This window comes from Comamonas sp. BIGb0124, from assembly GCF_003752175.1.
Taxonomy (GTDB): Bacteria; Pseudomonadota; Gammaproteobacteria; order Burkholderiales; family Burkholderiaceae_C; genus Comamonas_F.
This window is the reverse complement of sequence record NZ_RJVF01000013.1, coordinates 232,229-251,839: the sequence shown is the minus strand read 5'-3', so window position 1 is coordinate 251,839 and position 19,611 is coordinate 232,229. Positions and strand designations below refer to the sequence as shown.

21 protein-coding genes are annotated in these 19,611 nt (G+C 64.5%); 7 read left to right on the top strand and 14 right to left on the bottom strand.

Features of this window, described 5'->3' with window-relative positions; all coding sequences use genetic code 11:
- The first annotated feature begins 282 nt into the window (after window positions 1-282).
- Window positions 283-510, top strand: coding sequence for a hypothetical protein (locus EC845_RS22190; protein ID WP_148077330.1), 228 nt, complete (start codon window positions 283-285; stop codon window positions 508-510).
- A gap of 5 nt (window positions 511-515) precedes the next feature.
- Window positions 516-776 carry a hypothetical protein gene (locus EC845_RS17460; protein ID WP_123299405.1) on the top strand — a complete coding sequence of 87 codons (261 nt, stop codon included), beginning with the start codon at window positions 516-518 and terminating at the stop codon, window positions 774-776.
- A 16-nt stretch (window positions 777-792) separates the two neighbouring features.
- Here the strand turns inward: EC845_RS17460 and ligD are convergent, their stop codons facing one another.
- Window positions 793-3,345: a DNA ligase D gene (gene ligD / locus EC845_RS17455; RefSeq protein ID WP_123299404.1), complete on the bottom strand. Its 2,553-nt coding sequence runs from the start codon at window positions 3,343-3,345 to the stop codon at window positions 793-795.
- An 89-nt stretch (window positions 3,346-3,434) separates the two neighbouring features.
- Here ligD and EC845_RS17450 point away from each other — a divergent pair, with 89 nt between their 5' ends.
- Window positions 3,435-3,821 (top strand): hypothetical protein, encoded by a 387-nt coding sequence (locus tag EC845_RS17450; RefSeq protein WP_123299403.1) that lies wholly within the window; start codon window positions 3,435-3,437, stop codon window positions 3,819-3,821.
- Window positions 3,818-4,300 carry a PIN domain-containing protein gene (locus EC845_RS17445; protein WP_123299402.1) on the top strand — a complete coding sequence of 161 codons (483 nt, stop codon included), beginning with the start codon at window positions 3,818-3,820 and terminating at the stop codon, window positions 4,298-4,300. The genes EC845_RS17450 and EC845_RS17445 overlap by 4 nt, the downstream gene beginning before the upstream one ends.
- Window positions 4,301-4,360: 60 nt before the next feature.
- Here EC845_RS17445 and EC845_RS17440 read toward each other — a convergent pair whose 3' ends face one another.
- From EC845_RS17440 to EC845_RS17430, 3 genes are read right to left on the bottom strand one after another with little or no spacing between them, the layout of a single operon-like run.
- Complete coding sequence (locus tag EC845_RS17440; protein WP_233598144.1) at window positions 4,361-5,611, bottom strand: MFS transporter; 1,251 nt, start codon at window positions 5,609-5,611, stop codon at window positions 4,361-4,363.
- 59 nt (window positions 5,612-5,670) lie between these two features.
- Window positions 5,671-6,252, bottom strand: coding sequence for a TetR/AcrR family transcriptional regulator (locus EC845_RS17435; RefSeq protein WP_123299400.1), 582 nt, complete (start codon window positions 6,250-6,252; stop codon window positions 5,671-5,673).
- A 47-nt stretch (window positions 6,253-6,299) separates the two neighbouring features.
- Window positions 6,300-7,181 (bottom strand): LysR family transcriptional regulator, encoded by an 882-nt coding sequence (locus EC845_RS17430; RefSeq protein WP_123299399.1) that lies wholly within the window; start codon window positions 7,179-7,181, stop codon window positions 6,300-6,302.
- A 117-nt stretch (window positions 7,182-7,298) separates the two neighbouring features.
- Between EC845_RS17430 and EC845_RS17425 the strand changes: the two genes are divergently transcribed.
- Complete coding sequence (locus EC845_RS17425; RefSeq protein WP_233598143.1) at window positions 7,299-8,276, top strand: tripartite tricarboxylate transporter substrate binding protein; 978 nt, start codon at window positions 7,299-7,301, stop codon at window positions 8,274-8,276.
- 26 nt (window positions 8,277-8,302) lie between these two features.
- On the top strand, window positions 8,303-9,658 hold the full coding sequence (locus tag EC845_RS17420) for an FAD-dependent oxidoreductase (protein WP_123299397.1): 1,356 nt from the start codon (window positions 8,303-8,305) through the stop codon (window positions 9,656-9,658).
- A gap of 36 nt (window positions 9,659-9,694) precedes the next feature.
- Here the strand turns inward: EC845_RS17420 and EC845_RS17415 are convergent, their stop codons facing one another.
- Complete coding sequence (locus EC845_RS17415; RefSeq protein ID WP_123299396.1) at window positions 9,695-10,120, bottom strand: helix-turn-helix domain-containing protein; 426 nt, start codon at window positions 10,118-10,120, stop codon at window positions 9,695-9,697.
- A 91-nt stretch (window positions 10,121-10,211) separates the two neighbouring features.
- Here EC845_RS17415 and EC845_RS17410 point away from each other — a divergent pair, with 91 nt between their 5' ends.
- Window positions 10,212-11,057: an SDR family oxidoreductase gene (locus EC845_RS17410; RefSeq protein WP_123299395.1), complete on the top strand. Its 846-nt coding sequence runs from the start codon at window positions 10,212-10,214 to the stop codon at window positions 11,055-11,057.
- A gap of 42 nt (window positions 11,058-11,099) precedes the next feature.
- Here the strand turns inward: EC845_RS17410 and EC845_RS17405 are convergent, their stop codons facing one another.
- The 9 genes from EC845_RS17405 to EC845_RS17365 form a co-directional block, all read right to left on the bottom strand.
- Window positions 11,100-12,440 (bottom strand): type II toxin-antitoxin system HipA family toxin, encoded by a 1,341-nt coding sequence (locus EC845_RS17405; RefSeq protein WP_123299534.1) that lies wholly within the window; start codon window positions 12,438-12,440, stop codon window positions 11,100-11,102.
- Between the two features lie 5 nt (window positions 12,441-12,445).
- Entirely contained in the window at window positions 12,446-12,706 is a 261-nt protein-coding gene (locus EC845_RS17400; RefSeq protein ID WP_123299394.1) for a helix-turn-helix domain-containing protein, read from the bottom strand.
- A gap of 202 nt (window positions 12,707-12,908) precedes the next feature.
- Window positions 12,909-13,433, bottom strand: coding sequence for an aromatic-ring-hydroxylating dioxygenase subunit beta (locus EC845_RS17395; protein WP_158615722.1), 525 nt, complete (start codon window positions 13,431-13,433; stop codon window positions 12,909-12,911).
- On the bottom strand, window positions 13,430-14,872 hold the full coding sequence (locus EC845_RS17390) for an aromatic ring-hydroxylating dioxygenase subunit alpha (RefSeq protein ID WP_123299392.1): 1,443 nt from the start codon (window positions 14,870-14,872) through the stop codon (window positions 13,430-13,432). Before EC845_RS17390 ends, EC845_RS17395 begins: the two co-directional genes overlap by 4 nt.
- 35 nt (window positions 14,873-14,907) lie before the next feature.
- The gene (locus EC845_RS17385; protein ID WP_158615721.1) at window positions 14,908-15,969 is read right to left on the bottom strand and encodes an ABC transporter substrate-binding protein; all 1,062 of its coding nucleotides are present in this window, start codon (window positions 15,967-15,969) and stop codon (window positions 14,908-14,910) included.
- Window positions 15,970-16,011: 42 nt separating this feature from the next.
- Window positions 16,012-16,782, bottom strand: a complete 771-nt coding sequence (locus tag EC845_RS17380; RefSeq protein WP_158615720.1) for an ABC transporter permease — start codon at window positions 16,780-16,782, stop codon at window positions 16,012-16,014.
- On the bottom strand, window positions 16,775-17,572 hold the full coding sequence (locus EC845_RS17375; RefSeq protein WP_123299389.1) for an ABC transporter ATP-binding protein: 798 nt from the start codon (window positions 17,570-17,572) through the stop codon (window positions 16,775-16,777). The genes EC845_RS17380 and EC845_RS17375 overlap by 8 nt, the downstream gene beginning before the upstream one ends.
- Entirely contained in the window at window positions 17,569-18,399 is an 831-nt protein-coding gene (locus EC845_RS17370) for an ABC transporter permease (RefSeq protein ID WP_123299388.1), read from the bottom strand. Before EC845_RS17370 ends, EC845_RS17375 begins: the two co-directional genes overlap by 4 nt.
- 170 nt (window positions 18,400-18,569) lie before the next feature.
- Window positions 18,570-19,520, bottom strand: a complete 951-nt coding sequence (locus EC845_RS17365) for a LysR family transcriptional regulator (RefSeq protein WP_123299387.1) — start codon at window positions 19,518-19,520, stop codon at window positions 18,570-18,572.
- Window positions 19,521-19,611: the final 91 nt, after the last annotated feature.

Here is a 19,611-nt window from a genome sequence, read left to right as displayed (position 1 = left end):
ATCAAAAATGCGGCCATACGCCGCTCCATTCAGGCCGCCAAGCCCGATCCACTCTTTTGCAGTGGATTTGCTAAGTGTACGGCATGTGCAACCCCTTCAGATGCGTGTATCCGACGATGGAAAAAGTGAGCCGCATGAAGGTCGTTGATCGCACGCAACAAAGGCAACCGCAGCGGAATGATCGGGCTGATCCGTGCCGATGAATGCAAGCTCGCCTACAGCCAGCAGATCTCAGTCGCGTAGGGTGAAGGCTTCGATCTACAGAGAAAAGGAGAACACGCGGTGAATATTCGGTTGAGTTGGAAGTACACGCATGCCAACGGTGGCGTACTCTATGGCCATAGCGAGTGGATGCGAGACAGTGCCGAGGTCAGGCAATCGTTCACGCGACGCATGCAGAATGCATCGAACGACGAGCTGGGGTTGCCAGCCGAGGTTTGGATTGAAGAAGATTCTTTCGACCGGTATCCGGCACAACAACGCGCGGCCTCGGGACGAGGCAAGGGGTGAAATCGATGACCAGGATCTATACCGAGGACGAGCTGGCCGGCGTCGACCTCGCGAGCTTCGAGAGTTTTGTGCTGGTTGCAGAAGACAACCACGCCGAGGGCAACGAGATCGTGAGTGCGCGCAGCGTGAGCCAGGCGATTCCGGTGCCGTCGAGTCAGGCGGGGGCCGTGGCCGAACGGCGTCTGCTGATCGAGGTGAAAGACCCCTTCGATGCGGCGATCGTGGAACGTGTGCGCGACGTGATCAATCAGCAGTTGCTGGCTTGAGCCGTTGGCTCGCCCGTTACCGGCGAGCGGCTTTTGCCGGCTTCAGCATCTTGATGGCCGGGCCGATGGATCGGGCGGCGCTTGAATAGTCGTGCCAGGGCGCGTTGCCCTGGTCGAGCCGGCGGTGGATGTTGCGTACCGTCCAGTGTGCGCCGCCGGTCAACTGGCCGAGTTCGGCCCACGCACAAGGCACGGAGACGCCCATGCCGGGCCGCACGCGGGCCGACCACGCCGAAACGGTGGTGGCGCCGAAGCCGTTGCGCAGGTAGTCGACAAAGATCTTGCCGACGCGGTTGCGCGGACCCATCTTGGCGACGAACAATTGCGGAAGGGTGGCGGCCAGGTGCGAGACGACGGCTTGCGAGAAGGCCTTGACGGTATCCCAGTCGTGCTGGCGGCGGATGGGCACGACGACATGCAGCCCCTTGCCGCCGCTGGTCTTGAGAAAGCCGGCCAGGCCGAGTTGATCGAGGAAGGCATGCAGCAGTTGGGCCCCTTGCTGCACGGTTTTCCAATCGACGCCGGCGCCCGGGTCGAGGTCGAAGGTGATGCGATCGGGCTTCATGAGGGCCGATCGGGTGGCGTTCCACGTATGGAATTCGACGACGTTCATCTGGGCGGCCGAGAGCAGGCCGAGGGCGGTGGCCACTTCCATGTAGGGCTCGTGATCGGGGTCGAGCGATTGCGGCAGCTCGCGGATGCCGGTCATCTTGGCGTTCTCGAGGTGTTTCTGAAAAAACTGCTGACCCTCGATGCCGCTGGGCGCGCGGACGAGCGAGACGGGCCGGCCCTTGAGGTGCGCCATCATCAGCGGGCCGACCAGCCCGTAATGGCGGATGAGCTCGATCTTGGTGATGCCGGTGGATGCATCGACGACGCGGTCGGGGTGGCTGATCTTGAGCTGGGCGGGCAGGGTGCTGCGGGTTTCCTGGGGCTTGAAATCTTGCGGGTGCTGCGGGCGTTCGCGAACGATGTTCTTGGCGGGTTTGTCGTCGCGCAGGGCGTGAAAGACGGGATGCCGGAGATGGCCGTCTTGTGTCCAGTGAGAAAACGTGACTTCGGCCAGCAGGGTGGGCTTGACCCAGTGCGCCTGCCGATCGTGTTCGGTGGGGCCGGCGAAGGGGCTGGTCTTCTGTGCCAGCTTGTGCAGCTTGGCGTGGATGTCGACCAGGGCCTTGTTGTTGAAACCGGTGCCGACGCCGCCGGCATAGACCAGGCGGCCTTGCTCGTCGTGAACGCCGACCAGGATGGCGCCCAGGGCCTGTCGTGAGCCTTTGGGATCTGTCCAGCCGCCGATGACGAACTCTTGCCGATGGCCGCATTTGAGCTTGATCCAGTCGGCGGAGCGGGTCGAGGTGTAGGTGCTGGTCTTGCGTTTGCCGATGATGCCTTCGAGCCCCATCTGGCAGGCGGATGTGACCATGTCTTGCGGCGGGGCGTCGAAGGTGTCGCTGAAGCGCAGTGCCGGGGGGGCATGGGTGAGCAGCGTGCGCAAGGCGGCGCGGCGCTCGACGAGGGGGAGGCCGGTGAGGTCGAGGCCGTCGTGGAAGGGCAGGTCGAAGAGGAAGTAGACAAAATCCTGCTGGCGGTCGAGATCGAAGGCGTTCTGCAGCGCCTGGAAATCGGGCGCGCCGTTGGCATTGAGGACGACGATTTCACCGTCGAGCCATGACGGCGGCAGGTGCAGATCGGCGATCTGCCGGGCGATGCTTTTGAGCTTGGAGGTCCAGTCGTGCCCGTTGCGGGTGAACAGGCGGACCTGGCCCTGGTCGTCGATGCGGGTGAGCATGCGGTAGCCGTCGAACTTGATCTCGAACAGCCAGTCTTCGGCCTGGGCCGGCGGTTGGTCGACGAGGGTGGCGAGCACGGGGCTCATCTTGGGCGGCAGGGTGCTGCGCGCAGGTGCGGCGGCCTTGCGTCTGGCAGACGAGGTGGTGCTTGCGCTGGTCTTGCGGGCGGACTGGTGCGGGGGCTTCGACGGCGTCGGCGTGCCTTGAGCCGAGGTGGGCGCTGCGAGGGCGGGCAAGGCGGCGACGCTGTCGGGCAACTCGTCGACGACGCTGAATTCGGATGCGGGGCGGGCGAGGGTGTCTTTTTCCTTGATGAGCAGCCAGGCGTCTTGGCGGGTGTTCTTGCTTTTGATGCGGATGAGTGCCCAGCGCCCTTGCAGCTTGTGGCCGTGGAACTCGAATTTGAGATTGCCTTGGGCATAACCTTCGTGGGCATCGCCGATGGGCACCCAGGTGCCCTTGTCCCAGACGATGACTTTGCCCGCGCCGTATTGTTTGGCGGGGATGACGCCTTCGAAGGTGTTGTAGCTGATGGGGTGGTCTTCGACGTGGATGGCCATGCGTTTGTCGGCCGGATCGAAGCTGGGGCCTTTGGGCACGGCCCAGCTTTTCATGGTGCCGTCGAGCTCGAGGCGCAAGTCGTAATGCAGGCTGCTGGCCCAGTGTTTCTGGATGACGAACTGCCGCGCGGCTTCATTGCCCACCCCGCCCTCGGCGGGCTCGGTGGTGAGGGTGAAGTTGCGTTTGGATTTGTATTTTTCGAGCGGATCGGTAGCCATGGCATGAACCCAGCGCGAGAGCCGGAGGTGTGGGTCTCCAGTCCCGACTGTGTACCGGTCGGTGCTTTGGGGGTGTGAGGAAAGCTGCAGTGTTGTTGTCAGGGCGGGGCGGCGGCATCTGCCAGGGCCATCCGGATGCGGCAAGGCGACGCTGCGATAATTTGTCTTTCTTTGTTCATGGGGCTCGCCAGATGCCGATCGATGTCAAGCAGGCTGTGGTCACTGCCAAAGATGCCGTGCAGAAGCTGTTCCACGATGAGGATTTGCGAAACATCGGGCTCGAGGAAGTGGTGTACGACGAGCTGAATCACTGCTGGCGTGTCACGGTGGGTTTCTCGCGCCCTTGGGATGAGCCCATGGTGGCAGGGCTTGGCTTCGCGTTTTCAAAAGAGCCTGTTTCGGTCAAGCGGACGTACAAGGTGGTCAAGTTAAACGATCAAGACGGCTCATTGATGGCGGTGGAGAACCGTTGTTGAATCGTCCGCGTGTTGCGGTCGACACCAATTTATTGTTGTTGTTGATCGTCGGGATCACATCTCGCGATTTCATTGCAAAACATAAAAGACTGAACACCTTTGTTGCCGCAGACTTCGATCTGCTGCTCCAACAGCTTTCGCATGCCGATCAGATCGTGCTGACTCCCAACGTGTTGACCGAGACTTCGAACTTGGTGGATCACATTGCCGAGCCGATGCGGTCCAGGATTTATGCGCAGTTCGCTGCTCTTATCGGGCAATCGCTTGCGTGTGAGATATACGTTCCAACCCTGCGCTTGACTGGGCATCCGACATTCAGCCGTTTGGGGGTCAGTGATTCGGCGTTGCTCGAGTTGGTGGAACAAGGGGTGGTACTTCTGACTGTCGATCTTGATCTATTTCTAGCGGCGGTGAGCACCGTCGCAGGTCAAAGTGCTATTAATTTCAACAATTTGCGAGAACCTAATTTACTGCGCTAGTCGTGAATGGGATGGTCGTGCGGTCGATCCATCTCGACCGCCGCGTTGGTGTACCGCTGTCTATCGTCTTACCGCAAACGGTGCCAGGCTCAGCAACCCCGCGACGGCCAGTGCGAGCCCGACCCAAAGCGGGGATTGCAGGCCGAAGCCCGCATCGATGGCGGCGCCGCCGGCCCACGAACCGAAGGCAAGACCGGCGGTGATGAGGGAGGCGTGCATGGTGTTGACCAGCGGCCCGGGCGAGGCGGCACGCATGACGCGGGCGACCATGGCCGGGTTGAGGGCGACGCCGCTGACGCCGATGGCGAGGAAGGCGGCGATGCTGATGACGGCATGGCTGGCGAAGGCGGCAAAGGCGGCCAGCCCCATGGCGAGGACGACGAGGCCGACGGCGAGCACACGCAGGGTGTAGCGGTCTGCCAGTCGCCCGACGACGAGGTTGCCGACGACGTTGGCCAGCCCGTAGACCATGAGCAGCCAGGGAATGGATGGGGCCGAGAAACCGGTCAGCTCGACGAAGATGGGCGAGAAGTAGCTGAAGGCTGCAAAGGTAGCACCGATGATCAGCGCGCTGGTGGCGTAGGCGGCCCAGAGCGGGCCGTTGGCGAGGGATTGCAGCTCGGCACCCAATCCACTGGGGGCGTTGTTTTGACGGCTGCGGGCGGGGTCTTGCGCATCGGGATTTTGCGAGGACTTGTGCGAGTGCTTTCGCGAGTGCTTTTGCGAGTGCTTTTGCGAGTGCTTTTGCGAGGGCACGCGCCAGGCGACCAGGGCGGTGCAAAGCACCGACAGCACCGCGACGGCCCAGAAGCTGGCGCGCCAACCGTGCTGCTGTTCGATGAGCGAGGTGGTCGGCACACCGAAGACGGGGGCGAGCATCAAGCCGGCCAGCACGAAGGATGCGGCGCGGCCCCGTGATTCTGGCGCGACCAGCCCGGCGCAGAGGGTGAGCGAGACGCCGATGCACGCGGCGCTGGCCACGCCCATGACGATGCGGCCCAGTGCCATGCCGGTGTAGCTCGAGACCGAAGCGGCGAGCACCGCGCCCGCCACATACAGCACCAGCAGCCACATCAGGGCCGATTTGTGGGGCACCCGCAAGGCCAGGAGCAGCGCGGTGAGGATGGGGCCGCCGATGGCCATGCCCAGCGCGTAGAGCGAGATCAGGTAGCCGATTTCGCCGACGGAGACCTGCAGTGCGGTGGCGAGGGCCGGCATCATGCCGGCGACCATGAATTCGGCGGTGGTGAGGCAGAAGATGGTGAGGCCCAGCAGGTAGACGACAGGGGGCATGGGGGTGGGTTTGCTCATAATGGAATGATCGTTAAAAAATAGGCGAATAACGGTCTGGAGCCGAGGCACGGGCCGGCTCACAGCGAGGTGAGGATGCCTTCCAGGGTGTCGATCAGGAAATCACGCTCGGGCATGGATCGGCCGAGCAGGCGCAGCCCGTAGTAGCTGCTGAGGAAGGCGCGGGCGGCGGTACGGGCGGGGCGGCAGGTGGCGAGTTCGCCGCTGGCCTGTCCTTCTGCAAAAAGATCGCACAGCACCTGTTCGAGCCGGGCGACGTAGACCCGGCTGATCTGCTCGACCTTGGGATCGGTGCCCGAGCGTTCGAGCACGGCGAACTGGGCCATGCAGCCGCGTCGTTTGACGGGGTCGAGATCGATGTCGATGCCCCAGAGCATGAGCTCGCGCAGACGCGCTTTGACCGGGCCGGGGCGGCAGAGGATGCGCGACTGGATCTGGATGCCGAGCTGCTGGTAGTGCTCGAGGGCCTCGTGGTACAGGCCGAGCTTGCTGCCGAAGGCGTTGTAGAGGCTGCCCCGCCCGAGCCCTGTGCGCTCGACCAGCGCCTGGGCCGAGGCGCCTTCGTAGCCGTGCGACCAGAACACATCCATCGCCGCTTCGATGACGGCGATGTCGTTGAATTCTCTGGGGCGACCACTCATGGGGGCATTGTAGGGGATATTGGAATGAGTGGTACAGAATTCGCCATCTACAGCACCAGCTCTGCCACGGTCGAGCGCAGCCAGCGGTTGGCGGGATCGTGCTGATAGCGTTCGTGCCAGTGCTGCTTGATCGAGAAGACGGGAAAGCGGTAGGGCGGTGCGAGCGCTTTGACGCGGGCGATCTTGACGAGGGTCTGGGCCACGCGGTTGGGCACGGTGGCGATGAGGTCGGTGTTGGCGAGCAGGTTGCCGACGCCTGGCAAGGTGGGCAACGAGAGCGCGACTTTGCGCTGGGCGCCCCGGCGCTTGAGTTCGTGCTCGACGATCTCGTTGCCGGTGCCCGGTGCGGTGAGAACGACGTGGGGCTCGCTCTTGAATCGGCTTTCGGTGAGGTTGCGGTCGATGCGGGGATGCTGCCGGCGCACGACGCAGGCAAAGCCGTCGTCGAACAGCCTTTGCTGGTAGAAGCCGGCCTCGAGTTCGGGCATGTAGCCGATGGCCAGGTCGGCGCCGCCCGATTCGAGCAGCTTGGGGGTTTCGGCGGTGATGCGGAGCACCTCGATACGGACGTCGGGTGCGGCCTTGGCCACCTTGTTGACCAAGGCGGGCAGGAACTCGAGATGGCTGATGTCGGTCATGGCGATGCGGAACGATCGGGACGACGAGGCCGGATCGAATTCGGAAGGCTGCTGGGTGGCCGATTGCAGCAGCTCGAGCGCCTGGCGCAACTGGGGCACCAGCATGGCGGCGCGTGGCGTGGGCAGCATGCCGGCGCCCGTGCGCACGAACAGCGGGTCGTTGAACAGCCGCCGCAGCCGGCCGAGGGCAAGGCTGACGGAGGTCTGCGGCAGTCCGAGATTGTCTGCGGCCCGGCTGACGTTTCGGGTCTGGTAGATCTCGTTGAAGACGGCCAGGAGCTTCATGTCCATTATTCGATTTCCCGCTAGTGCGTATTCATCAACATCAATCGACGACATGATGCCCTTTGCCTAGAGTTGGGGCAAGACTCTGGCGAAGGCGCCGGGGATAACGAGAAATCTGGAGACATGTCGATGAAATTGCCCTGGCTGAGGCCCGTTCTTCTATTTGCCGGTCTGACTGTTGCGAGTGCACATGCAGGGTCGCAGGAGTGGCCCAGGACGCCTGTGAAGGTGGTGGTGCCTTTCGATGCGGGCTCGACGCCCGACGTGGCGGCGCGGGTGGTGGGCGATCGGCTGGCGGCGCGGCTGGGCCAGCCTTTTGTGGTGGAGAACAAGAGCGGTGCCGCCGGCAACATCGGCACCGACACGGTGGCCAAGGCGGAGGGCGACGGCAAGACGATCGGCGTGAGCATTGCGGGGCCGCTGGGCGTGAACGCACTGCTGTTCCGCACGATGCCTTACGACGTGGAGAAGGACATCGAGCTGGTGAGCATCGCGGTGTCGCAGCCTTCGGTGCTGGTGGTGGGGGCGAAGTCGTCGACGACGGATGCGAAGCAACTGGCGGCGCTGATGGCGCAGAAGACGCGGCTGAGTTTTGCGTCGATCGGTGCGGGTTCGATCTCGCACCTGGCGATGGCGGCGCTGGTGGCGCAGACGGGTGCGGATGCGGTGCATGTGCCGTATCGCGGATCGGGGGCTGCGGTGACTGCGCTGCTGTCGGGCGATGTGGACATGGCCTTGCTGCCTGCGGCGGCGGTGATGCCGCATGTGAAGGCCGGCAAGCTGCGGGCGCTGGCGGTGGCGTCGCCCGAGCGATCGCCGTCGCTGCCCGATCTGCCGACGCTGGGCGAGAGCGGCTTGCCCGACATCAAGGGCGATGCGTGGATCGGTTTCATCGCACCGGCCAAGACACCGGCGGCGGTGATCAAGAAGCTGCATGACGGGATCGTGCAGGTGCTGGCCGAGCCCGAGGTGAAGGAGAAGCTGCGCCTGCAGTACATGGACCCGGTGGGCAATTCGCCCGAGGCGTTTCGGCAGGTGCTGGCAGCCGATGTGAAGCGATGGAAACCCGTCGTCGACAAGAACAAGATCACTTTGGACTGAAGCCCCGAGAAGGCGAATGAATACACATGACTGAATTGCAAACGACATTGCGTGAGCCTGCCCGCAACCTGCCGGTAGCCGGCGAGTACGACGTGGTGGTGGTGGGCGGTGGGCCGGCTGGACTGGCTGCGGCGGCCAGTGCCGCTCGCCGGGGCGCACGCACGCTGCTGGTGGAGTCGTACGGCTTTCTGGGGGGCATGGGCACGGCGGGGGGCGTGACGAACTTTGCCGGTCTGTACGGCCGCCACCGCGGAGAGATGCGGCAACTGGTGCACGGCGTGGTGGACGAGCTGCTGTCGCGCCTGGATGCGTTGGGCGGCTTGAACCGGCCGCAGGACGGCATGGAGGGACGGATCCGGGTGCGTTCTTACGATACCTCGATGTACAAGTGCGCGGCCGATCGATGGATGATCGACAGCGGCGTGAATCTGCTGTTCCATGCCCGGGCGGCGTCGGTGCTGATGGAGGGCGCGCGGATCACGGCGCTGGTGGTCGAGACCAAATCGGGACGGCAGGCGATCCGGGCCCAGGTGGTGATCGATTGCTCGGGCGATGCCGATGTGGCGGCGTTTGCGGGTGTGCCGTTCGAGGTGGGGGACGGGCAGGGCAGCGGGCTTTTTCCGTCGACGATGTTTCGCGTGGGGCATGTGGATGCGGCGCCGGCGCTGGCGGCAGTGGGCGAGTTCAAGGCGATCAACGACTTCATGGCGCGTGCGCAGAGCGAGCATCCGGGCCGTTACCGGTTTCCACGCGAGGGCGCGATTCTGCGGCCGCAGATTCACGCGGCGGAATGGCGGGCCAATGTGACGCAGATCACGAACGCCGAGGGCCAGGCGATGAACGCGGTGGATGCGGTGGAGCTGAGTGCGGGAGAGGTCGAGGGCCGGCGACAGATCGTGGAATATTTTCGATTTCTGCGCGAGCAGGTGCCGGGTTTTGCGGCGTCGCGCATCGTGGAGATCGCGCCGCAGGTGGGCATACGCGAGTCGCGCCGCATCGAGGGGGTGTATGCGCTGACGGGGGACGACATCCTGAACTCGGCGCGCTTCGAGGACACGATCGGCATCAACGCCTGGCCGATGGAGCTGCATCGCGCGGGCGGCATCAGCTGGGGTTTTCCGACCGATCCCGACCGCGCCTACAACGACTTGCCGTGGCGGATGGTGGTGCCGCGCACGATCGAGAACCTGCTGGTGGCGGGGCGATGCGCATCGATGACGCACGAGGGCCAATCCGCAGCACGTGCCAGCGGCGGCTGCTTTGTGATGGGCCAGGCCGCAGGAACGGCCGCGGCGCTGTGCGGCGGCGAGGCGATGCAGACGCTGGATGTGAAGCGGCTGCAGCGGGCGTTGAAAGAGGATGGGGCGTTGTTGGCGGTTTGAGAGGGATCGGGCGGTTCGGGGGCGCGCGGTGACGGGTCAGGCCGTTGGCGCGTGGTCGGCGGATGTGGCTGCCAGGAGTGCGGGCAGATGGGTCTCGAGCCAGTCGGTGAGGTCGCGGACCTTCTCGGCGCCTTGGCGGCCGAGGGGCGTCAGCGTGTATTCGACATGCGGGGGCACGGTGTTGAACGCATGCCGATGCACCATGCCGTCGGCTTCGAGCCACTGGAGCGTCTGGGCGAGCATGCGTTCGCTGACGCCTTCGATCTGGCGCCGCAGGGCACTGAACCTGAGCGTGCCGGGGAGCAGCGCGATGAGCACCAGCACGCCCCAGCGGCTGGTGAGGTGCTTGAGGATTTCGCGGGAGGGGCAGGCGGCGGCCATGACGTCGCCCCGCAGCATCCGTTCATGCAGCAAGCCGTGAGCAGACTCCAAGGCCGTTGGCGCGGTGTTTGTCGGATTCATTCTAAGCTTACCTTTTTGTACGTACTTACTAAAAGTTATTGTCGAGACTATATTGGATGGGTCATCGATCACGCAAGCAAGGAGTTACATCATGACCATCGCTATCACGGGCGCCACCGGCCAACTGGGCCGTCACGTCATCGGCAAGCTCAAGCAGAAGACCGGCGCGGACGGCATCGTCGCGCTGGTGCGCAGCCTGGACAAGGCCCAGGATCTGGGGGTGGAGGCCCGTGTGGCCGACTACACGCAGCCGGCCACGCTGGAGGCGGCGCTTGCGGGTGTGGACACGCTGCTGCTGATCTCGGGCAACGAGATCGGGCAGCGCGCCGTGCAGCACGCCAATGTGATCACCGCGGCCGGCAAGGCGGGCGTCAAGCATGTGGTCTACACCAGCGTGTTGCACGCCGATCGTTCGCCGCTGAGCCTGGCGCCGGAGCATCTTCAGACGGAAGCCGACCTCAAGGCATCGGGTATCGCATACACGATTCTGCGCAATGGCTGGTACACCGAGAACTACACCGGCTCGATCAAACCGGCGTTGGCGAACGGCGCTTTTTACGGCAGCGCGGGCGAGGGCCGTATTGCCTCGAGCGCCCGGGCCGATTACGCGGAAGCGGCCGTGGTGGTGCTGACGACCGACGGCCACGCCGGCAAGACCTACGAGCTGGCAGGCGACACGGCGTACACGCTGGCCGAACTGGCGGCCGAGATCTCGAAGCAGACCGGCAAGGATGTGCCCTACAAGGACATCCCTGAAGCCGATTACGCTGCAGCGCTCAAGGCGGCGGGCCTGCCGGAGGGGTTTGCGGCAGCCCTGGCATCGTGGGATGTCGACGCTTCGCAGGGGGCCTTGTTCGACGAGGGCCGCGAGCTGTCGCGTTTGCTGGGCCACCCGACGACACCGCTTGCCGAAAGCGTGAAGCTGGCCCTGGCCTGAAGCCGGCCGGGCCGGTGTGTGGCGGCGGGCGGCGACGGCCTTTCAGGTCGGGGGCATGGATCGAAGGGCCGCCACGGCTTGTTCCAGCCCGCCCAGTAGGGTTTCGGCGACCCTCGCGGAAAAATCACCGGGAAGGCTTGCCTGGGTTTGCGCGATGACCGCCGGTGTGCGTGCGATGATTTCCTCGATGAGGTCTTCCGCATCGGGGCCGTATCCGATTCGCGCTGCCGTCGAGTTGAAGTGCCTTCGCTGGATGCGAGAGGCTTCATCGTGACGGCTTTTCCCCAGCATGGCCATGGCCAGGCGCAGCCGTTGAGGGGCCCACTGGTTTGCGCCGTTGCCGAGAACGGGGTAGGCGCTCATCACATCGTAGAGCGGCGTCATCGAGATCCGGCCCTTCGCACTCAGGTGGATGCTGAAGTTCTTGGCGTGACCGTCTGGCGCGCGGAGCAACCAGAACAAGATCTGAGAGGCCATGAGCGTGCGCAGATCTTGTTCTCGACGAAGCGATGTCTGCAGAATCATCGAGAGTTGTTCGAGACCGGGGCCACCGTCCGCCTGGTATTTACGGGTGGGTGCGGTTCCGGTGGCCTGACAGAAATCTTCTTGTGGCAGGCGCAGGATCCATTGGCCGTGATCGGCGATTTTTCGATCGAATCGCTTGACCACCAGGACACGATGCCGGCCGAACGTCGCGATGTCGGCTTCGTTGACGGGCAAGCCGTACGCCTGCAGCAGCTTGAGGCACAGCCATTCGTTGTCGACCGATGTACTGAAGTCGGCCTGTTTGCCTCCCATCAGTCCCAGCGGCAGCTTGAAGATATGGGTGGTGGGCGTGGAGCCGGTCGGCTTGAGCCACTGCCCGTTGTGCCAGAGAAAGGCGGTTTTTTCCTGGGCGCCTGCCAATGAGATCCTGAAGTCGTCGTCTTCGTCGCGCGCAGCCCGGAGCGATGCCGGGGCGGTTGTCTGGGTGAGGTAACGATCGAGATCGGCCTCGCTGCAGGGGATGCCTTCGATGCGGTCGAAGCCCTGGGGTTCTTCGTCCTCTCCCATGATCTGGATGGCACCGACACAGTCCCTGCCGATGGCCTTGAGCAAGTCGAAGGCGTCGGTGGACGGGGTGCCGAATTTCTCGGCAATCCGACGGCGGATGGTGTCGCTGTCGGGGAGCAGATTCTCGAAGTAGGCCGACACGGCAGGACCGGTGATCGGGGCGTTGTCGAGGTCGAACGGCAGCGAGAGCGAGAGCGGACGGCCCAATGACGAGTCGAGCCAGGCGGGGTCGTACTGCAGCATGGCCTGGTTCGGCCGGAGCGTCCATACGCCGACCCGAACGCCATTGGCCCAGATCGTGAGGTTGCGGCTCGAGGATGGGCGACCCATCTTTTTCACCATTCCTGAGCGGTGTCGTCGACGGATGGCGAGGCAGGACGCCCGACCGAGACTTCCAGGCCAAGCGCCGCACACCAACCCAGGAGCTGTTGCACGCTGATATCGCCGGCGTTCGACTCGAGCGTGGAAAGCCTCGATTGGCTGAGACCGATCTTGGAGGACAGGGACGCCTGAGAGATTCGCCTGGATTTGCGAGCCGACTGCAGGATGCGCCCCAGATGAACGGGGGTGGACAGAACCTGGCTGGTGGGTTTCATGGCTTTTATCCGCTATTCAGATAAGTCGATTTTATCTGAAAGACGAATAAAATGAAATTATCGCAATAGCGAATATTCCGCTTCTTTGCAAACGACCTTCATGCGCTGCACGAACTGATGCAAAAGAGCCCATCCTGTCGTTCCATGGGCGACCTGGGCTACCCCGCGATAGGGGAGCCGACGTCGGCTTGGACGTGTGTCTTCAGAACGGGATGGCCAGCGGTGCAAAGCTGGCATCCGCGTTGATCAGTTCGATCTTCTTGCGGCGAATGTGCAGTTGGTCGCCGGCACGCGCCAGTTGATGTGTGGTTCTGGCGGCGAAGAAGCGTTGATGGCCTTTTCTGTAGTCGGCAACGAGCAGCGCCGACGAGACTTCGACGGTGTCTTGGGTCTGCTTCTCGATGCGGACGTTGCTGACGAGCCTCACGGTGCGCGAGGGGGGCGATTGCACATGGATATCGGGATGGCGCAGGCGTGCGATGCGGTTGCCCATGAGTTCGCGGTCGTCGAAGAAGATGGAGACTTCGGTGTAGGGATCGGCCTGGCCGGGGCGAGCCGGAACCCAGTACTCGGCGTCTTCGGTGTAGAGCGCCTCCCAGTCCTCGAAGCGGCGTTCGTCGAGCAGGCGGGCTTCGAGGTAGAGGAAGTCTTCGACGTCGCTGCGCAAGAGGGCGGGCAGGGCAGCGGCTGGTGCGGGGACGGATGCGGCGGTCAGGGAATCGCTCATGGCTGGATGGCGGTTGGAGTTGTCGTTGCAGGAGCCGTGGCAGCGGCGGAAGTCGGGGCCAGATGGTCGAGCCAGGCGCGGTATTGATTGCGCATGGGCAGCTCGGTGGCGAGGTGACCGGTGGTGCTGCCGTCTGGCTGCACGGTGTCTTGGGCGATGCCGCGGGCGTAGACCAGCCATTCGAAGCCGTCGGCGGCGAGGCCGGTCTGGATGCGTTCGAAGGCTTCGAGGTCGTCGGTCTGGATCAGGGAGGCTGCGGAGTGCGAGACGTTCAGGTAACGCACGACATCGCGATTGATCTTGTCGGGGGCACCCTTGAGCAGGACAGGGAACACCAGGATCTCGGTGCGGTCGACCGAGATGGGGTTGATGACCCGGATGTGCTGGGCGGCCGACTGGATGACGACGTTGGGATAGATGATGGCGTTGTGCCAGTCGGGCTGCAGGATCTCGCGCGTGCGCTGCTCGCCGTGCCGTTCGGTCAGCAAGGCACGGTAGCGTTCGAAGTCTGCCCCCGAGCGCTTGTCTGAAAACGGCATGCTGCCGCAGTAGCTGTGACCCTGTGCAAAGGCGTGCAGCGGGATTTCGTCGAAGGCCTTGCTGGGGTTGGCACCGCCGGCTTTTCCGCCGCTGCCGATCTGGGGACCTTCTTCGTCGCCGCTGCGGCGCTTGAACTGGCGACCGTCTTCGCGCACGGTCGAGGCGTGCGAGAAGAAGGGGTGGTACAGGTCGTTGAGGTTCTCGAGCTGGTGTTTCCAGTTGCCTCGGAACTCGTAGCGATGGACACCGCCGGTGACGAGCAGTTCGCCGTCCGGCGAGAGGGCGACGAGATCGTCGATGTGACGGCGGATGGGGCCGAGGAACTCGCTCAGTGGCACGCCCTCTGGGCTGAAGCTGGCAAAGACGAAGCCTTGGTAGGACTCGACACGGGGCAGTTGCACCATGCCGAGGTCGGGGTCCTTGAGGTCCAGGCAATCCTTGTAGCCGGCGCGCAGCGGGACGCCCTGGAGCGCGCCGTCGGTGGCGAAGGCCCAGCCGTGATAGAGGCAGCGAAAGAGCTTGGTGTTGCCCGAATCCTCGTTGCAGACCACGGCACCGCGGTGTCCGCAGCGGTTGAACAGGACATGCACCGCACCGTCGCGATGGCGAACCAGCACCACGGGTTTTCCGGCGAGGACGAGGGTCACGAAATCGCCGGGCTGGGGGATCTGCGATTCATGCCCGACATACAGCCAGGTGCGATTCCACAGGCGCTCCATTTCGAGTTCGAAGATGGCTGGATCCCGATACAGCGAACGATGGATGCGGTCGGGACGGACCAGGCTTCTGAGCTTGTCGTCGGAGGGCGTTGCAGGCTTGAAGTGCAGCGGCTGTGCAACGGCCGCGCCGTGGCCGGCGTGCGTGAGAGGGCTGTCGTGTTCTGCGGCGGTACAGGGCATGATCGGGTCTTTGTTCGGGCGGGCGGACGGAAAACTCAGCGTGTGGCCTTGGCGGCAGGCACGGCCTGGGCGGCGCGGCGATCGATGAAGAGTTCGTCGGTGGCCTTGTCCGAGATCTGGAAGAACTCGCGGGCCTTGGCGAGCTTGGCGTCGTCGAGCTTCACCGAACGGGGCAGGTAGGGCACGGTGTTGTCCCAGGCCTGGTTGCGGATGGCGCTGGGGAAGGCCTGGGTGATTTCTGCCGAGTCGGCGAAGTAGGTGAACACGGCGTCGCGGGCCTTGTCCTTGTCGCTGTGGATCAGGTCGAGGGCACGCTGCACGGCGCGGAGGTATTTGCCGATGGCTTCGCCGCGCTGGTTCAGCACGTCCGCGCGGGCGACCTGCACGGTGTATTCGAAATCGGTCTGGTCCTTGAGGTCGAGGGCAGGGTCGACGAGCTTGACGCCATAGCCTTCGGTGGTGGCCTGTTCGATGGCGGGCGAGGAGTTGACGAAGGCATCGATGCGGCCGGCCTTGAGGGCCGCCAGTTGGGCCGCGACGGTGGGGATGTTCACCAGCTTGATGTCGTTGTCCGCGACCTGGGCGGTCTTCAGCACGAAGCGCGCGAATTCACCGGTCGAGCCGCCGATGTCGGTGACGGCGATGGTCTTGGCGCGCAGCAGGGCGCCCTTGTCGGTCAGCGTGGCCTGGCCGGAGAGCGCGCTCAGGCCGGGGAGATTGGTTCGCGCGACGATGGCTTGCGGAAAGCCCTGCACGCCGGTGGCGAAGGCCTTGAGCGGTTGGCCCTTCACGACGGCCTGCGAGGCGTTCTTGATGCCGACGATGCCGATGTCCGCACTGGAGCCGACCACCGAGGCCACGGCGTTGGAGCCGCCGTTGCCGTCGGCGATGGTCACGTCCAGGCCCTCTTGCTTGAAGTAGCCGAGCTGCTGGGCCACGTAGACGGGTGCAAAGATCAGGTTGGAGACCGAGGTCACGACCTTGATCTGTTCGGCGGCATGGGCAGCGGGCGCAAAAGCCAGCAGCGCGGTGGCCAGCCAGCCTGCAACGTGGGGAGCGCGCAGTGAAAGCGCGTTCCGGGAGACGAGTTTCATCATGGTGTGTGTCCTTTTCATGGGGTCGAGGAGAAATCCGGAGGCTCAGTTCTGAAGACGCCAGCGGGTGCGGCGTGCCAGCCAGCCGACCAGCGAGCCGCTTGCGGCGCCGAGCAGCGTGACGCAGGCAATGGCGCTGAAGGTGCCGGCGGTGTTCATGGCCGCGGCGTTGTTCTTTGCGAGCAGCCCGAGCCCGCCTGCAGAGGCGACGATTTCTGCGCTGGTGACGGCGACAAAGGCATAGGGCACGGCGATGCGTATCGAGGCCAGCGTCCAGCCGAGCGATGCGGGCAAGTAGAGCAGGCGCAGGCGCTGGAAGGGCGTTGCGCCGTAGAGGTGGAGCACGTTGTTCATGGTCTGCGGCAGGCTGCGCATGCCTTCGTAGCCGGCAAAGAAGAAAAAGAACGAGACGGTGAGACTGGCCAGCACGAACTTCTGCAGGTCGCCGGTGCCGAACCAGAGGATGAACAGGGGAATGAGCGCGACCTTGGGCAATGCGAATCCCACCTTCACGAAGGGCATCACGATGTGTTCGCAGCGCCGGGAGGCCCCGGCCAGCAGGCCCAGAAGCAGGCCGATGCTTCCGCCGGCCAGCAGGCTGATGGCCACGATGCGGGTGGTATCCCACGCGGCGCGCTGCAGCACGCCGCGCTTGAGCCAGGCCAGGCTTTGCGCGTAGATGTCGGACGGCGTGCTGGCCAGCAGGGTGTCGATGTAGCGCCCCGAAGACCATTCCCAGACGGTCAGCACGGCGATGAGCAGAATCAGCTGGCAGACGGCGATTTCGCCCCGGCGGGGCGTGCGGGGTTCAGTCATGGATGTGCTCCTGCTCGGGCGTGAGCCACTGCCACAGTTGTGCGTAGAGAGCGGTCTGCACATCCTGCGCCGGGGGCTGGTCGCCCGTGCGGGGCACTTGCAGTTCATGGATCAGCTGCGCCGGGCGTTTGCTGAACACCAGGATGCGATCGGACAGGGTGATGGCCTCGTGCAGGTCGTGGGTGACGAGCATCACGGTCAATCCCAAGGCATCGACCAGCCGGCGCAGTTCGAGTTGCATGACCAGACGGGTCTGCGCATCGAGTGCACCCAGGGGTTCGTCGAGCAGCAGGAACTCGGGGCTGTAGATCAGCGTACGCGCGAGGCTGACGCGTTTGCGCATGCCGCCGCTCAACTGGTTGGGATAGTGCCGTTCGAATCCGGCCAGGCCGACGCGCGCCAGCATCTCGGCGGCGCGGGCGTGCCGTTGCGGCTTGGCGATGCGCTGGATTTCGAGCGGCAGGGCGACGTTGTCGAGCAGGTTGCGCCAGCCGAACAGGGCATCGTCCTGGGTCATGTAACCGACCCGGCGGTTGGGTCCGCCGACGGTCCGGCCGTCGAATGCGACTTCGCCTTCGTCTGCGGCCATCAAGCCGGCGGTGAGGTTCAGGATGGTGCTCTTGCCGCAGCCCGAAGGGCCGATGAGCGAGACGAACTGCCCGCGCTGGACGGAGAACGAAACGTCGTCGAGCGCCTGCGTGGTGTCGCCTTTGGCTTCGAAGGCCTTGCTCACGCCCAGCAGGTTGAGCAGGGGCGCAGCGGGGGCCAGGGATGTGACGGCGGTGCTCATGTCCGGCTCCCGGCCGGTGCGCTGAGCGCGCGTTCGACGGCGCGCAGCAGCACCACGGTGATGGCGCCGAGCACCGCCAGGAGAGCCAGCACGCCGTTGGCGTCCATGTCCGATGCGGCGTAGACCAGGGCGTAGCCCAGTCCCGAGGTGGAGCTGGTCATTTCGCCCACGATGGCGCCGTGGAACGCGTAGACGAGTCCTTGCTGCAGTCCCAATGCGACATAGGGCCGTGCGGCGGGAAGGCGAACCTTGACGGCGAGTGTCCATGGGCCGGCACCCATGAGGCTGGCCGCATTGAGCAGGGCCTGGCTGGTCTGGCGGACGCCGCTGTAGACGTTGAAGAAGACCATGAAGAAGCCGGTGACGAAGGCCATGAAGACCACCGGCAGGGAACCGACGCCGAACCACAGCAGCAGCAGCGGGGCCAGGACGATCTTGGGCAGGGCATACAGGCCGTAGATGAACGGGGCGAGGATGCGGTCGAGCAAGGGCAGGGAGCCCAGCAGCAGGGCCGCGCCGATGCCGAAGAGGGCGGCGAGCACAAAACCGGTCACGGTGTTGACCAGCGTGGCCGCGAGGTGGTGCCACAGGTAGCCATCGAGAGCCCACGCCAAGATCTGGCGCCCGATGTCAAACGGATTGCTGAGGTAATAGGCGTTGAACAGCACCCCCGAGCCGAGTTGCCAGACGACCAGAGCGGCCAGGATGGCCGAGGCGCTCCAGAGCGAGCCGGAGCCCGGAAGCCGGCTCCATTTTTCGGAGAACCCACGGGAAGGGGCGGGACGCGCGCGGGTAGCCGCGTCCGGGGACAGGGTGCTTGGATTCATCTTGATGCAAGTGGGGCAGCGCCGCCGTTGCCCGGGAGTCCGGGTGTGGAAGCTGCTTTATCGTTGCAACAAATATAGTTTTATACCTATGAATCCAGTTAATTTATTTTCTATTTTGAATAATTGAAAAACAGATAAAGCACCCCGATCCGATCCGATCGGACGCGGTCTCAGTACCAGGTGACGCCGTCGATGAGGCGGGCCGGTGTGCTGGCGGGATCCCGCAAGGCCTGGAACAGCGTGCCGTCGAGGCTGCGCTGCACAAAGGCGTCGGCGGCGGCGGAGGCGCTGCCTCCCTTGCGCTGGAGCAGGCCGACGTCTCGTGCAATGTGGGCGCCGGCGATGGGCAGGACGGCGAAGCGGCTCGGGTCGATGGTGAGCAGCGTCAGCGCGGGCAGGATGGCGACGCCCTGGCCGGCTTCGACAAGACCCAGCACGGTTTCGATTCGGGCGAGCATGTGGCGGGTGTTGAGGTAGAGGCCCTGGTCGCGCAGCGCATGTTCGACGGTCGCACGGATGCTGGTGCCGGGCAGCGTGCTCAGCAGCGGGTGCTGCAGCAGATCGCTGAGGGTGAGGCGCGCGCGTTTCGAGAGCACATGTCCGGCCGGCAGCACGGCATAGAAACGTTCGCGGTAGAGGGGTTGGAAAGCGAGCGTGCTGGGCCGTTCGGGGGCGGCACCGAAGCCGAAGTCGGCGACTTCGCTTTCGATGAGATCCTGCACGATGGCAAAGCTGTCTTCGTTGAGCTGGATCTCGATCTCGGGAAACCGGCTGGCGAAGACATTGATGGCCTGCGGCAGTATGGCGGCCGACACCGAGGGGGTGGAGGCGATGACGATGCGGCCCCGTGCGAGCTGGGATTGCTGCCGCATCTCGAGGACGGCCATGTCGACGTCGGCGAGCATCTGGCGGGCGCGATTGAGAAACCGCTTGCCCTCGGCCGTCAGCGTGACGCTGCGGGTGGTGCGGCTGAGCAGGCTGACTTCGAGCACCTGCTCGAGCTCCTTGATCTGCGCACTGAGCGAGGGCTGGGAGATGCCCAGCCGCTCGGCCGCCCGGCTGAATTGGCATTCTTCGGCGACGGCGACAAAACTGCGAAGCTTGCCGAGGCTAATGGGCATGGTAGTGGACGGCTGTGAATGGGGGGAGGAGCGGCGAGTGTCCCACAGGCTTCGACCGACTGTATCGCTTGCACCGGCTGCCCCGCTTTTG

Coding starts and splice junctions, on each gene's coding strand:
- ligD (WP_123299404.1), bottom strand. CDS start 3,345: ATGGCTACCGATCCGCTCGAAAAATACAAATCCAAACGCAACTTCACC.
- EC845_RS17375 (WP_123299389.1), bottom strand. CDS start 17,572: ATGAGCACCGCCGTCACATCCCTGGCCCCCGCTGCGCCCCTGCTCAAC.
- EC845_RS17400 (WP_123299394.1), bottom strand. CDS start 12,706: ATGAAACCCACCAGCCAGGTTCTGTCCACCCCCGTTCATCTGGGGCGC.
- EC845_RS17410 (WP_123299395.1), top strand. CDS start 10,212: ATGACCATCGCTATCACGGGCGCCACCGGCCAACTGGGCCGTCACGTC.
- EC845_RS17460 (WP_123299405.1), top strand. CDS start 516: ATGACCAGGATCTATACCGAGGACGAGCTGGCCGGCGTCGACCTCGCG.
- EC845_RS17390 (WP_123299392.1), bottom strand. CDS start 14,872: ATGCCCTGTACCGCCGCAGAACACGACAGCCCTCTCACGCACGCCGGC.
- EC845_RS17435 (WP_123299400.1), bottom strand. CDS start 6,252: ATGAGTGGTCGCCCCAGAGAATTCAACGACATCGCCGTCATCGAAGCG.
- EC845_RS17395 (WP_158615722.1), bottom strand. CDS start 13,433: ATGAGCGATTCCCTGACCGCCGCATCCGTCCCCGCACCAGCCGCTGCC.
- EC845_RS17405 (WP_123299534.1), bottom strand. CDS start 12,440: ATGGGTCGCCCATCCTCGAGCCGCAACCTCACGATCTGGGCCAATGGC.
- EC845_RS17415 (WP_123299396.1), bottom strand. CDS start 10,120: ATGAATCCGACAAACACCGCGCCAACGGCCTTGGAGTCTGCTCACGGC.
- EC845_RS17420 (WP_123299397.1), top strand. CDS start 8,303: ATGACTGAATTGCAAACGACATTGCGTGAGCCTGCCCGCAACCTGCCG.
- EC845_RS17385 (WP_158615721.1), bottom strand. CDS start 15,969: ATGATGAAACTCGTCTCCCGGAACGCGCTTTCACTGCGCGCTCCCCAC.
- EC845_RS17430 (WP_123299399.1), bottom strand. CDS start 7,181: ATGGACATGAAGCTCCTGGCCGTCTTCAACGAGATCTACCAGACCCGA.
- EC845_RS17425 (WP_233598143.1), top strand. CDS start 7,299: ATGTCGATGAAATTGCCCTGGCTGAGGCCCGTTCTTCTATTTGCCGGT.
- EC845_RS17370 (WP_123299388.1), bottom strand. CDS start 18,399: ATGAATCCAAGCACCCTGTCCCCGGACGCGGCTACCCGCGCGCGTCCC.
- EC845_RS17380 (WP_158615720.1), bottom strand. CDS start 16,782: ATGACTGAACCCCGCACGCCCCGCCGGGGCGAAATCGCCGTCTGCCAG.
- EC845_RS17440 (WP_233598144.1), bottom strand. CDS start 5,611: ATGAGCAAACCCACCCCCATGCCCCCTGTCGTCTACCTGCTGGGCCTC.
- EC845_RS17365 (WP_123299387.1), bottom strand. CDS start 19,520: ATGCCCATTAGCCTCGGCAAGCTTCGCAGTTTTGTCGCCGTCGCCGAA.